Genomic DNA, 12,351 nt, shown 5'->3' with positions numbered 1-12,351 from the left:
CTCGTACACGAAGGAGCTGACCACACGCAGGCGCTTGGTGAGCGAGCGGCCATCGTCGTAATCGTTGCCGTCGTCGCCGGTGATGCGGATCACGCCCTGGTTCGCGCTCTTGAGCGGACCCAGTTGCGCGCCCGCCTCGGCCGCGAACTTCTCGGCCTGCTCGCGCGCATTGCGCGTGGCCTCGGCCAGCAAAGGCGCCTTGATGTCGTTGAAGCCGCGCAACTGGTAGCGCGGGCCGTCGTTGCCATCGTCGCTGAACTGCACGCCGGCCTGGATCAGCGGATCGATCGCCAGCGCGGCCTTGGCCACCTGGGCCACGCGCGGCGTCCGCACCAGCACCTGGCCACTGCCGTTGAAGCGCAGCGGCGTGTTGCTCTGCGCATAGTCGCGCGCCAGCAGATCCTGCACCGCCAGCGGCCGCACTTCCACCTCGCCGTCCCCGAAGCCCTGCGCCGTCAGGAAGGCCAGCACCTTCTCGCGGTCGGCCGCCAGGGCCTGCTGGACGGCGGCGAAATCGTTGTCGGCGCGGCGGAAATTCAGGCTCCAGACCGCAAAATCGGCCTCGACATCCTGTTCGGCCAGCCCCTTGACCGCGATGCTGCGATCAGCCATGCGAAAACGCTCCAGGCCCTCGCTGACGAAGAACCCGGCCCCGGCGATGCCGGCTCCCACCACCAGCGCCACCAACAGACGCGAAAGACTGGACATGAATCACTCCCCTTGGCGCGGCCCATCCGTCGGCGCCCCATGCGTCGCGGCCCGCCCATGCATCCTACCAAGGCAGGGTGATGGATGCCCGGCGCTATGCTTGACACCGTGACCTCCGTACCGCAGCCCGCTCGCGAGCGCCGCATCGCCCACCTCGACATGGACGCCTTCTTCGCGTCGGTCGAGCTGTTGCGCTACCCGCAGTTGCGGGGCCTGCCCCTGGTGATCGGCGGCTCACGCCGCAACGAAGCCGCGCTGCTCGAACGCCTGCGCGCCACCTGGCCCGACCAGGCCTGGGGCCCGGACACGCTGGACCGCATACCGGTCGAATTCTTCCCCCTGCTCAAGGACTACACCGGCCGCGGCGTCGCCACCACCGCCACCTACGCCGCGCGCCAGTTCGGTGTCGGATCCGCCATGGGCCTGATGAAGGCGGCCAAACTCTGCCCGCAGGCCATCCTGCTGCCGGTGGATTTCGACGAGGTCCGGCGCATCTCGCGCCTGTTCAAGCGCACCATCACCGAGATCGCCCCGGTCATGGAGGATCGCGGTGTGGACGAGGTCTATATCGACTTCACCGACGTGCCCGGCGGCCAGCGCGAGGGCGGGCGCGTGCTCGCGCGGCTGATCCAGAAAAGCATCTTCGACGCCACCGGCCTGACCTGCTCCATCGGCGTGGCGCCCAACAAGCTGCTGGCCAAGATGGCCAGCGAGTTCAACAAGCCCAACGGCATCAGCATCGTGCGGCCCGGGGACCTGCAGACCCTGATCTGGCCGCTGCCCTGCCGCAAGATCAACGGCATCGGCCCGAAGGCGGACGCGAAGCTACAAGGGCACGGCATCCGCACCATCGGCGAGCTGGCCGCGCGCGACAAGGCCTGGCTGATCGAGCATTTCGGCAAGAGCTACGGCGCCTGGCTGCACGCGGCCGCCTGGGGCCGGGACGACCGTCCGGTGGTCACCGAAAGCGAGCCCGTGAGCATGAGCCGCGAGACCACCTTCGAGCGCGACCTGCACGCGGTGCACGACCGCGCCGAACTGGGCGCCATCTTCACGCGACTGTGCGAGCAGGTCGCCGGCGACCTGCGGCGCAAGGGCTACCGCGGGCGCACCATCGGCATCAAGATCACCTACGACAACTTCGAGAAGGTCACGCGCGACACGACCATCGGCACCGCCATCGACGACCCGGCCGAGATCCGCCGCCACGCAGGGCGCTGCCTCAAGCGCGTGGACCTCACGCGGCGCTTCCGCCTGCTGGGCGTGCGGGTGGGCAAGCTCGTCAAGCCGGGGACAGACCCGCTGGACGGGGGTCGCTACAGTGAGGCGCCATCCGCGTCCCCCCGCAGCGCACGCGACCGGAGTCCCGATGACCACACCGACCTGCTTTTCCCTGAGCTGGGGTGACGACCACGCCGCCGCCGGCCCGGCGCTACCGCCTCACTGCCGCGCCGTGCGCACGTTCGGCGGCGGCAGTTGCGGATGGCTGGCGCGCCAGGGGTTGATGTCCAGCCCGCCGCGGCGCGTGTAGCGCGCATACACCGACAGGCGCGCGGGCCGGCAGCGCGCCATGATGTCCATGTAGATGCGCTCGACGCACTGCTCGTGGAACTCGTTGTGGTGGCGAAAGCTCACGATGTAGCGCAGCAGCCCCTCCTGGTCGATCTGCGGCCCCGTGTAGCGGATCTGCACCGAACCCCAGTCGGGCTGCCCCGTCACCAGGCAGTTGCTCTTGAGCAGGTGGCTCACCAGCACCTCGGTCACCGGCGCCTCGCCTTGTGCGGCGCGCAGCAGGTCCGGCTCGGGCTGGTAGGCCGTGCACTCGACGTCCAGCCGGTCCAGCAGCAGGCCTTCCAGGGGCTGCACCTGCTCGGTCTCGAACAGCGCCGGCTCGACCAGGCGCACCCCCACCGTGGAACGCACCGGGCCGCCCTGCCACACGGCGGCACTCACGTCCGCGCGGATCGTGTCGCGCACGGCATCGGCATGCTCGAAACGGCTGTTGTTGAAGCTGTTCAGGTACAGCTTGAACGACTTGCTCTCGACGATGTGGGTGCTCTCCGCCGGCACCATGATGTGGGCGATCGCCACCTGCGGCTTGCCCCGCGGGTTGAGCCAGCTCAGCTCGTAGGCCGTCCACAGGTCGGCGCCCAGGAAGGGCACGCTCGCGGTGATGCCGATCTCGGCACGCTTGGGCGCGCGCGGCAGGGGAAACAGCAGCCCCGGGTCGTACTGGTCGGCATAGGCCGAGGCCCGGCCCAGGGGGGATTGCGCCGGTGTCGGCTCGTCGTTCATGGCGTCCTCATCGGAATTCGCCCTCGCGCAGCCACTTGGTGGCCACCCATTTTTCGCCCGCCAGCACCGGCGCGCCGCCGTGCAGGGTGCGGGTATCCGGGTGCGGCCGGGCATAGCTGAAAAACACCGCGTGCCCCGGCTGGGGCGCCACCTCCAGGCCGACGTCGGGAAAGGTCGTGCCGCCGCCCTGCCCGGGTGCATTCAGGTACATCACCACCGTGCCCACGCGCTGGCCACCGCGCTGCAGGATGGTCGGCGTGCCGGGCTGGGCCGGATCGAAATAGTCGTAGTGCGGCTTGTACTCGGCGCCCTGCCGGTAGTTGAGCACCTGCAGGCCCTCGCCGTGCGTCACCGGCCAGTTCACCAGCCGCGCGATGCGCGCCTCGATCGTGCTCACCAGGGGGTTCGCCCCCCGGTTGAAGAACATGCCGCTGCTCGTGCGGGCGGGGTTGAGCTCCTCGCCGCCGGAGGTCGCCTGCACCGTCAGCGACCGCGCCAGGTGCGGGCGCGCCAGTTCGATCAGGCCCTCGCACTCGTCTTCGCTGAGCAGCCCGCCAATCACCACCACCCGCGGCGTGCGCAGGGCCGCCAGCACCCGAACGGTGCGGTCGCCCAGGTCGATCTCGCGCGGTGCCGCCGACAGGTCGATCTCGGGCACCGGCGTGCCCGCCTGCGCCGGCGCGCTGCCCGCGGACGCCACGGCGCCGGCCGGCAGGGGCTTGAGCGTCTGGCCGGCCGAGATCGACTGCAGATGCTGCTTCAGGGTGTTTTCCAGCGCCTCCATCGCAACCGCCTCCGCCCACCCCGCCGCCTTCATCGCCTCCAGCACCGCCTCGGGCGAAAAACCCGCCTGGGCCTGCGCGACGATCCACTGGCGAAGTTCGGGCGTGATGGTCTGGCTCATGGAACAGGGAATCTCCTGGGCGATGGACAGGCTCAGGCTCGGGCCTCGCGCCGGAACACCAGCCGGTCGGGCGCCGACGCCGCCGGCACATAGCGGTAGCCTTCAAGGTCGAAACCTTCGAGCTGCTCGACCCGCGTGGCCCGGATGGACGCCGCGTAGCGCACCATCAGCCCGCGCGCACGCTTGGCCAAGAAGCTGACCACCTTGTAGCCGTCGCCCTTGCGCTCCTCGAACACGCAGGTGACCACCGGTGTCTTCAATGCCTTGCGGTCAACCGACTTGAAATACTCCTCGCTGGCCAGGTTGATGATGACCCCGTCCTTGCCGGCTTGGGCGCGCTCATCGAGGTAGTTGGCGATCGTCGCGCCCCAGAACTGGTACAGGTTGCTGCCCTTGGCCGTGGCCAGGCGCGTGCCCATCTCCAGCCGGTACGGCTGCATCCAGTCCAGCGGGCGCAGCACGCCGTACAGGCCGCTGAGGATGCACAGGTGCTTCTGCAGCCAGTTCAGGTCCTCGGCATCCATCGATTTCGCGTCCAGCCCGCCATAGACATCGCCATCGAAGGCCAGCACCGCCTGCTTGGCGTTGCGTGCCGTGAAGGTCGGCGACCACGCCTGGTAGCGCGCCACGTTCAGGCCGGCAAGCGGGTCCGACAGCTTCATCAGCGCCGCGATCTCCTGCGGCGACTTCTCGCGCAGCACGCCGATCAGCTCCTGCGCCTGCGGCACGAACAGCGGCTGGGTATGGGTCTTGACGTGGGGTGGCGTGTCGTAGTCCAGCGCCTTGGCCGGAGAGATCAGGAACAGCATGTCTTCATCGGTAGCGGTGCGGCGGAACAAGTGTACCCGCGGGCCCCTGACCGCTTCCGCGCCGGGCGACAATACCCGTGTGAGTGAAACGACCGATCGGCTGCCCCTCCTGTTCCGGGACGACCACCTGGTCGCGGTGGACAAACCCGCGGGCGTGCTGGTGCACCGCACCGGCCTGGACGCCGGCGAAACGCGCTTCGTGCTGCAGATGCTGCGCGACCAGCTCGGGCAACCCGTGTGGCCCGTGCACCGGCTCGACAAGGGCACCAGCGGCGTCCTGCTGTTCGCCCTCGACGCCCACAGCGCCAGCATCCTCGGCCAGGGCTTCCAGCGGGACGTGGGGCTGGACAAGACCTACCTGGCCGTCGTGCGCGGCTGGCCACCGGCCGAGGGTCTGATCGACCACCCCCTGCGCCGGATGCCGGACGACCAGCGGCCGGGGCGCGAGGACATCCAGGCGGCGCAGACCCGCTGGCGCACGCTCGCCCGCCACGAACTGCCCCTGCCCTACGGCCGTTTTCCGGCCACCCGCACCGCCCTGGTCGAGCTGCACCCGCTGACCGGCCGCCGCCACCAGTTGCGCCGCCACATGAAGCACATCGCCCACCCCATCATCGGCGATGCCACCCACGGCAAGGGGCCGCTCAACCGTGCCCTGGCCGACTGGCTCGGCACCCGGCGCCTGTGGCTGCACGCCAGCGCGCTGACCCTGCGCCACCCCGTCACCGGCGAGCGCCTGCACCTGCAGGCGCCGCCGGGCCCGGAATGGGCCTGCTGGCCGGTGGTGCCCGACGCCAATGCCTGAGCAGCGGCATCCGGGGCCGGTACACCCGTAAAATGAAGGGTTATCCTGTGACGGCGCCGCCTCGCGGCCCGCTTTGGCGCCCCTTCCGTCCGGCGCCCACCCCAACCGCCTGTTTTGCATGACCACGTCGTCCTCCCAAGCCCCTGAGCAACCCGGCCTGCAGTCCCTGGCCAAATCGTTCGAGCCTGCCCCCATCGAGTCGCGCTGGGGCCCCGAGTGGGAGCAGCGTGGTTATGGCCGCGCCGGTTTCCGCGGCACCGGCGCGCCCCAGGCCGGCGCACCCGCGTTCGCGATCCAGTTGCCGCCGCCGAACGTCACCGGCACGCTGCACATGGGCCACGCGTTCAACCAGACCATCATGGACTCGCTCACGCGCTACCACCGCATGAGCGGCTTCAACACCGTCTGGGTGCCCGGCACCGACCACGCCGGCATCGCCACGCAGATCGTCGTCGAGCGCCAGCTCCAGGGCCAGGGCATCAACAGCCGCCACGACATGGGCCCGACGCCCGCCGAGGCGCGCAAGAACTTCGTCGCCAAGGTCTGGGAGTGGAAGGAGCAGTCCGGCAACACCATCACCACGCAGATGCGCCGCATGGGCGACAGCGTGGACTGGAGCCGCGAGTACTTCACCATGGACGACAAGCTCTCGAAGGTCGTGACGGACACCTTCGTGCGCCTGTACGAGCAGGGCCTGATCTACCGCGGCAAGCGGCTGGTGAGCTGGGACCCGGTGCTCAAGTCCGCCGTGTCCGACCTGGAGGTCGAAAGCGAAGAGGAAAACGGCCACCTCTGGCACATCCGCTACCCCGTGGACGGCAGCGACGAGGCCCTGGTGGTGGCCACCACGCGGCCCGAGACCATGCTGGGCGACACCGCCGTCATGGTCCACCCCGAGGACGAACGCTATGCCCACCTGATCGGCAAGCAGGTGCGCCTGCCCATCACCGGGCGCCTCGTGCCGGTGATCGCCGACGAATACGTGGACCGCGAATTCGGCACCGGCGTGGTCAAGGTCACGCCCGCGCACGACACCAACGACTACCAGGTCGGCCTGCGCCACGGCCTGCCGATGCTCACCATCTTCGACCTGGATGCGAAGGTCAGCGCCGCCGAGGCCACCGACATCCCGGCCGCCTACGTGGGTCTGGACCGCTTCGTCGCCCGCAAGCAGATCGTCGCCCAGCTCGAGGCCGAAGGCCTGCTGGTCGAGATCAAGCCGCACAAGCTCATGGTGCCGCGCTGCGCCCGCACCGGCCAGGTCATCGAACCCATGCTGACCGACCAGTGGTTCGTCGCCATGAACAAGGCCCCCACGCTCCCCACTGCGTGTGGTTCGCTGCCCCCCGAGGGGGCTGGCCCCGGCTTGGAGCGGTCCGGCGCCGGGTCCGGCACCAGCCAGGACACGCGCTCGATCGCCCAGAAGGCCATCGATGCCGTGGCCAGCGGCGAGGTGACGTTCGTGCCCGAGAACTGGGTCAACACCTACAACCAGTGGATGAACCACATCCAGGACTGGTGCATCAGCCGCCAGCTCTGGTGGGGGCATCAGATTCCGGCCTGGTACGACGACGAGGGCAACGTATACGTGGCCCGCGACGAGGCCGGGGCACAGGCCCAGGCCGGCGCGGGCAAGACCCTCACGCGCGACCCCGACGTGCTCGACACCTGGTACTCCTCCGCCCTGGTGCCGTTCTCCACCATGGGCTGGCCCGAAGCCGCCGGCAGCGCCGGGCGCGAACCGGGCGATTTGCCGGCCGCAGGACGGATGAGCCCGGGCGCGTCCGGTGCTGCCGGCGGCGTTTCCGCCAACGCCGGCACTGCAGACTACGACCTCTACCTGCCCAGCAGCGTGCTGGTCACCGGCTACGACATCATCTTCTTCTGGGTCGCCCGGATGATCATGATGACCACGCACTTCACCGGTCGCGTGCCGTTCCGCCACGTGTACATCCACGGCCTGGTGCGCGACGCGCAGGGCAGGAAGATGTCCAAGTCCGAGGGCAACGTGCTCGACCCGGTGGACCTGATCGACGGCATCGCGCTCGAACCCCTGCTGGAAAAGCGCACCACCGGCCTGCGCAAGCCCGAGACCGCACCCCAGGTGCGCAAGAACACGCAGAAGGAATTCCCCGACGGCATCCCGGCCTACGGCGCCGATGCGCTGCGCTTCACCTTCGCCGCGCTGGCGACGCTGGGCCGCAGCATCAACTTCGACGCCAAGCGCTGCGAGGGCTACCGCAACTTCTGCAACAAGCTCTGGAACGCCACCCGCTTCGTGCTCATGAACTGCGAAGGTCACGACTGCGGCCTGAAAGAGCACACCAAGGAGCAATGCCAGCCCGGGGGCGCCTTCCACGGCTACATGCACTTCAGCCACGCCGACCGCTGGATCGTCTCGCGGCTGCAGCGCGTCGAGGCCGACGTGGCCAAGGGTTTTGCCGACTACCGCCTGGACAACGTCGCCAACGCCATCTACCAGTTCGTCTGGGACGAGTTCTGCGACTGGTACCTGGAGATCGCCAAGGTGCAGATCCAGACCGGTGACGAGGCGCGCCAGCGCGCCACACGCCGCACGCTGATCCGCACGCTGGAGACCATCCTGCGCCTGGCGCACCCGGTCATCCCCTTCATCACCGAAGAACTCTGGCAGAAGGTGGCCCCCGTGGCGGGCCGTGCCGGCGAATCGGTCAGCGTGGCCGCCTACCCGGTCAGCCAGCCCGAGCGCATCGACGAGAACGCCGAAGCCCAGGTGGCCAAGCTCAAGGGCCTGGTCGATGCCTGCCGCACGCTGCGCGGCGAACTGGGGGTGTCACCGGCCACGCGCCTGCCGCTGTACGTGGTGGGCGACGCGGACTTCATCCGCGAGCATGCCGCCGTGCTGCAGGGGTTGGCCAAGCTCAACGAGGTCAAGGTGTTCGACGACGAAACCTCCTGGGCCGCCGCCGCCAAGGCCGCGCCCGTGGCCGTGGCCGGCCAGGCACGGCTGTGCCTGTTCATGGAAATCGACGTCGCGGCCGAGAAGGCCCGCCTGACCAAGGAAGCCACCCGCCTCGAGGGCGAGATCGCCAAGGCCAACGGCAAGCTGTCGAACCAGGCCTTCGTGGCCAAGGCGCCGCCGGCCGTGATCGAGCAGGAAAAAACGCGGGTTGCCGATTTCAGCGCCACGCTGGCCAAGGTGCGTGAACAGCTCGCGCGGCTCTGACGCGTCCCCGGCGGCGGAGCCGGGTGGCCCCGGGGCGCTGCGGCTGCGCCCCGGCCGCTCCGGCGGCGCTCAGCGCCGCTTGAGCACCGAGATGTACTCGCCGCCGACGGTCTGCTGCTCCACCAGCTCGTTGCCCGTCTGCTTGGCAAAGGCCTGGAAGTCGCGCACGGAGCCGGCATCGGTGGCGGTGACGCGCAGCAACTGACCGCTGCTCATGTCGGCCAGGGCTTTTTTCGCTTTGAGGATGGGCAGCGGGCAGTTCAGCCCGCGGGCGTCCAGTTCAATGTAAGTATTCATAACAAAAACGTATCCGGGATGCGGCCGATTCTATAGGGCCACCGTCTCCTGGTGCGCGGATAACGTGTTCACGCGCCGGCTGGCGCCGGTGGCTCGATGAACACCGGTTCGATACCCCGGCGGCGCAGCCAGTCGGCCAGTGCCAGCCCGGTGCCGGCACGCCAGCAACGCACCTGCACCGGCTCGAACAGGCGGTATTCGGCCAGTTCGGGCGACAGGCGCACCTGGCCACGGGCGCGCGCATGGTAGGTGATGATGACCTGGTTCATGCGCTGAAAATCGTGCACGCCCACCAGCTCCAGCGACTCCACCTCCAGGCTGGTCTCCTCGGCGATCTCGCGCCGGATCCCTTCCTCGGGCGTCTCGCCGGCCTCCATGAAACCGGTGATCAGCGCGAACATGCGGTGCGTCCAGGTGGCATTGCGTGCCAGCAGCACCTTGCCATCGAGCTCGACGATGGCCGCCAGCACCGGCGTCGGGTTGTTCCAGTGCGTGAAGCCACACGCCGTGCAGCGCAGCCGCGTCTTCGGGCCGCCATCCTCGAGCTGCTCGATCGGCGCCAGCGGCGCCGCGCAGCCCGGACAGAACCGGTACCCCTCCGTCACGCGGGAAACACCCCGGTGGACAGGTAGCGGTCGCCGCGGTCGCAGACGACGAAGACGATGGTGGCGTTGTCCACCCGGGCGGCGATCTGCTGCGCCACCCAGCACGCGCCGGCCGCCGAAATGCCGGCAAAAATGCCCTCTTCGCGCGCCAGCCGGCGGCACATGTCCTCGGCATCGGACTGGCTCACGGACACCAGCTCGTCCACCGATGTCGGATCGTAGATCTTCGGCAGGTACTCCTGCGGCCACTTGCGGATGCCCGGGATGCGCGAGCCCTCGCTGGGCTGCGCCCCGATGATGCGGATGGCCGGATTCTTTTCCTTGAGGAAGCGCGACACGCCCGTGATGGTGCCGGTCGTGCCCATGGCGCTGACGAAGTGGGTGATGCGCCCGCCCGTCTGCTCCCACAGCTCGGGCCCGGTGGTTTCGTAGTGGATGCGCGGGTTGTCGGCGTTGGCGAACTGGTCGAGGATCACCCCCTTGCCATCGCGCACCAGCTTGTCGGCCAGATCGCGCGCGTACTCCATGCCACCGCTCTTGGGCGTGAGGATCAGCTCGGCCCCGAAGGCCTTCATGGTCTGCGCGCGCTCGATGGACAGGTCCTCCGGCATGATCAGCACCATGCGGTAGCCCCGAATCGCCGCCGCCATGGCCAGCGCGATGCCGGTGTTGCCCGAGGTCGCCTCGATCAGGGTGTCACCGGGCTTGATCTCGCCGCGCTCCTCGGCGCGCCGGATCATCGACAGCGCCGGCCGGTCCTTCACCGACCCCGCCGGGTTGTTGCCCTCGAGCTTGCCCAGGATGACGTTGCCCCGTGCCTTGTTGTCCTGCGCGCCGATGCGCTGCAGTGCCACCAGCGGCGTGTGGCCGATGGCATCTTCGATGGTCGGATAGTTCATGCGCATCACTGTGCCATAATTTGCGACTTTCCTGCCTGCCCAGGTGGCGAAATCGGTAGACGCAAGGGATTCAAAATCCCTCGCCGCAAGGCGTGTCGGTTCGAGTCCGACCCTGGGCACCAATGCAAAAAACCGTGATGTCCCCACGACATGACGGTTTTTTTTCTGGCTGACGTGGTGTCATGGTGGGCTGGCCGCGCCCGCCTCGGCCAGTTCCTCGCGCACCAGGTCCTGGTACAGGTGCGGCAGCTTGCCCGACATGCGGTTGCTCTCGATGCCGTAGCCCAGGCTGGTCCAGGTGCCCGACAGGCGCCGCAGCACCTGTCGCACCCGGCCCTGGCGCAACTGCGCCGACAGGTCCATGCCCCAGGCGCGGCGGTCGGCCAGCCAGGCATGGACGACCACATCCTGGTACGGTGGGGCAAAGCTCAGGCGCGTGGCATCGAGCGGGTCGCGGGTGCGCTGCGGGTGGTGCCGGGCCGCCAGTTCGAGCCAGGTGCTGTACAGCAATTGGTAGCGCCCGGCCGCGGTCGAGCAGTTGCCCCGGTTGGGGCCGGCGCCGATGGCCTCGCAGCGGTTCGGGTGCTGCGCCAGCGATTGCACGTACCCGCCGCCGTGCAGCACATGGTAGGGCCGCCGCACGTTCGACTCACTGGCCGAGATCGTGCGCATCAGCGCCCGCAGGTACGGATCGCCCCCTTCCATCTCCAGGGCGCGCGTGCCCGGCAGCAACAGCGACGGTCGCCACCACCACAGCGCCGCCAGAGCCAGCACCACCACCCCCAGCGGCAGGGCCGCCCACGCCAGCAGGGCGGTGGCCGTGACACGGCGGTGAGGAGGCGGCAGGCGCGGCGACATGGCCGGTCTATTGTGCCTGCGGGCCGCGCAATCCATCGGCCACCTGGGGATAGCGCAGGCGCAGGCGCAGCTCGCGCTTCATCCGGTCGTTGCGCAGGCGGCGCGACTCGCCCATGAAGCTCAACAGCGACAGCGGCAGCGCCGACTGCGCGACATCGCGTGCCACCCGCGGCGGCCGTGGCAGGCCATACAGGTCGGCCGCGAGGTCGAAGTACTCGCCCATGCGCAACTGGCTGTCGTCGGTCACGTGCAGGCTGCGCTGGGGCCGCGCCAGCCACAGGGCCCGAGCGCAGGCCCGCGCCAGGTCGTCGGCATGGATGTGGCTGGTGTAAACATCGTCCTCGGGACGCAGCGCGGGCGTGCCGCGCAGCAGGCGCTCGCGCGGCGTGCCACCGGGCCGGTCGGGCGCATAGATGCCCGGGATGCGCAACACCGTCGTGCGCACACCCTGGCGCCGGCCGTACCAGTGCACCTGCGACTCGGCATCGGCCCGGCGCCAGGCACGCGGCGTCTGCGGGCTCAGGGGCGAGGCCTCATCGACCCAGGCCCCCTGGCGGTCGCCATAGACCCCGCTGGTCGAGCCGTAAACGAAGGTCGCCGGCGCGGTGCGCCGCGCCAGCGCACGTACCAGCGCACGGGTGCGCGGGTCCTGCCGCCAGTCCGGCAGGCCTTGCGAGGGCGGCGGCGCCAGGTGCAGCACCCGTGTGGCCAGGCCCGCCAGCCGCGCCAGCGTGGCCGGCCGGTCCAGGTCGCCCACCAGCGGCCGCACGCCCTGCGCACGCAAGGCCGCCACCCGCGCGGGGCTGGAGGTCAGGGCCAGCACCTGCACACGCCGGCCGTGGCCCAGCTCGCGCACCACGCGCCCGCCCACGTCGCCGCAACCCACGATCAGCACCCGCTCACGCCGGAAGCGCGCCGGCAATGCACCAAGAAAACCCATGCTGGAACAGATTTGAGACAATTTGG

12 protein-coding genes and 1 tRNA gene are annotated in these 12,351 nt (G+C 69.5%); 4 read left to right on the top strand and 9 right to left on the bottom strand.

The features are described 5' to 3' along the window. Positions 1-708: SIMPL domain-containing protein (locus PHQ87_RS03885; RefSeq protein WP_300231462.1), on the bottom strand; the 708-nt coding region annotated here is incomplete at its 3' end. Positions 709-804: 96 nt separating this feature from the next. On the opposite strand from PHQ87_RS03885, the gene PHQ87_RS03880 reads away from it, so the two are divergent. After that, positions 805-2,115: a DNA polymerase IV gene (locus PHQ87_RS03880; RefSeq protein ID WP_300231460.1), complete on the top strand. Its 1,311-nt coding sequence runs from the start codon at positions 805-807 to the stop codon at positions 2,113-2,115. A gap of 33 nt (positions 2,116-2,148) precedes the next feature. Here PHQ87_RS03880 and queF read toward each other — a convergent pair whose 3' ends face one another. The 3 genes from queF to yaaA are packed head-to-tail and all read right to left on the bottom strand — an operon-like array spanning position 2,149 to position 4,716. Continuing rightward, positions 2,149-3,003 carry an NADPH-dependent 7-cyano-7-deazaguanine reductase QueF gene (gene queF, locus PHQ87_RS03875; RefSeq protein WP_300231458.1) on the bottom strand — a complete coding sequence of 285 codons (855 nt, stop codon included), beginning with the start codon at positions 3,001-3,003 and terminating at the stop codon, positions 2,149-2,151. A 7-nt stretch (positions 3,004-3,010) separates the two neighbouring features. Beyond that, positions 3,011-3,907, bottom strand: coding sequence for a 2OG-Fe(II) oxygenase (locus PHQ87_RS03870; protein ID WP_300231456.1), 897 nt, complete (start codon positions 3,905-3,907; stop codon positions 3,011-3,013). Positions 3,908-3,939: 32 nt separating this feature from the next. Then, the gene (gene yaaA, locus PHQ87_RS03865) at positions 3,940-4,716 is read right to left on the bottom strand and encodes a peroxide stress protein YaaA (RefSeq protein WP_300231454.1); all 777 of its coding nucleotides are present in this window, start codon (positions 4,714-4,716) and stop codon (positions 3,940-3,942) included. Between the two features lie 79 nt (positions 4,717-4,795). Between yaaA and PHQ87_RS03860 the strand changes: the two genes are divergently transcribed. After that, positions 4,796-5,521 carry a pseudouridine synthase gene (locus PHQ87_RS03860; protein ID WP_300231452.1) on the top strand — a complete coding sequence of 242 codons (726 nt, stop codon included), beginning with the start codon at positions 4,796-4,798 and terminating at the stop codon, positions 5,519-5,521. A 118-nt stretch (positions 5,522-5,639) separates the two neighbouring features. Further along, positions 5,640-8,726, top strand: coding sequence for a valine--tRNA ligase (locus PHQ87_RS03855; RefSeq protein WP_300231450.1), 3,087 nt, complete (start codon positions 5,640-5,642; stop codon positions 8,724-8,726). A 69-nt stretch (positions 8,727-8,795) separates the two neighbouring features. Here PHQ87_RS03855 and PHQ87_RS03850 read toward each other — a convergent pair whose 3' ends face one another. The 3 genes from PHQ87_RS03850 to cysM form a co-directional block, all read right to left on the bottom strand. Next, complete coding sequence (locus PHQ87_RS03850) at positions 8,796-9,023, bottom strand: sulfurtransferase TusA family protein (protein ID WP_300231448.1); 228 nt, start codon at positions 9,021-9,023, stop codon at positions 8,796-8,798. A gap of 68 nt (positions 9,024-9,091) precedes the next feature. Beyond that, positions 9,092-9,628, bottom strand: a complete 537-nt coding sequence (locus tag PHQ87_RS03845; protein WP_300231446.1) for an NUDIX hydrolase — start codon at positions 9,626-9,628, stop codon at positions 9,092-9,094. After that, the gene (gene cysM, locus PHQ87_RS03840) at positions 9,625-10,527 is read right to left on the bottom strand and encodes a cysteine synthase CysM (protein ID WP_300231444.1); all 903 of its coding nucleotides are present in this window, start codon (positions 10,525-10,527) and stop codon (positions 9,625-9,627) included. Before cysM ends, PHQ87_RS03845 begins: the two co-directional genes overlap by 4 nt. 37 nt (positions 10,528-10,564) lie before the next feature. Between cysM and PHQ87_RS03835 the strand changes: the two genes are divergently transcribed. Next, positions 10,565-10,649 (top strand) — tRNA-Leu (locus PHQ87_RS03835). 58 nt (positions 10,650-10,707) lie between these two features. Here PHQ87_RS03835 and PHQ87_RS03830 read toward each other — a convergent pair. Further along, positions 10,708-11,385 carry a glycoside hydrolase family protein gene (locus PHQ87_RS03830; RefSeq protein ID WP_300231442.1) on the bottom strand — a complete coding sequence of 226 codons (678 nt, stop codon included), beginning with the start codon at positions 11,383-11,385 and terminating at the stop codon, positions 10,708-10,710. 7 nt (positions 11,386-11,392) lie between these two features. After that, positions 11,393-12,325 (bottom strand): SDR family oxidoreductase, encoded by a 933-nt coding sequence (locus tag PHQ87_RS03825; protein ID WP_300231440.1) that lies wholly within the window; start codon positions 12,323-12,325, stop codon positions 11,393-11,395. Positions 12,326-12,351: the final 26 nt, after the last annotated feature.

The sequence above is a fragment of the Hydrogenophaga sp. genome (assembly GCF_028698005.1).
Classification (GTDB): Bacteria; Pseudomonadota; Gammaproteobacteria; order Burkholderiales; family Burkholderiaceae_C; genus Hydrogenophaga.
This window is presented reverse-complemented; position numbering and strand designations above follow the sequence as displayed.

Bases quoted from the DNA above. Each gene is read 5' to 3' on its own strand.
- PHQ87_RS03880 (WP_300231460.1), top strand. From the start codon at position 805: ATGCTTGACACCGTGACCTCCGTACCGCAGCCCGCTCGCGAGCGCCGC.
- queF (WP_300231458.1), bottom strand. From the start codon at position 3,003: ATGAACGACGAGCCGACACCGGCGCAATCCCCCCTGGGCCGGGCCTCG.
- PHQ87_RS03870 (WP_300231456.1), bottom strand. From the start codon at position 3,907: ATGAGCCAGACCATCACGCCCGAACTTCGCCAGTGGATCGTCGCGCAG.
- yaaA (WP_300231454.1), bottom strand. From the start codon at position 4,716: ATGCTGTTCCTGATCTCTCCGGCCAAGGCGCTGGACTACGACACGCCA.
- PHQ87_RS03855 (WP_300231450.1), top strand. From the start codon at position 5,640: ATGACCACGTCGTCCTCCCAAGCCCCTGAGCAACCCGGCCTGCAGTCC.
- PHQ87_RS03850 (WP_300231448.1), bottom strand. From the start codon at position 9,023: ATGAATACTTACATTGAACTGGACGCCCGCGGGCTGAACTGCCCGCTG.
- cysM (WP_300231444.1), bottom strand. From the start codon at position 10,527: ATGAACTATCCGACCATCGAAGATGCCATCGGCCACACGCCGCTGGTG.
- PHQ87_RS03830 (WP_300231442.1), bottom strand. From the start codon at position 11,385: ATGTCGCCGCGCCTGCCGCCTCCTCACCGCCGTGTCACGGCCACCGCC.
- PHQ87_RS03825 (WP_300231440.1), bottom strand. From the start codon at position 12,325: ATGGGTTTTCTTGGTGCATTGCCGGCGCGCTTCCGGCGTGAGCGGGTG.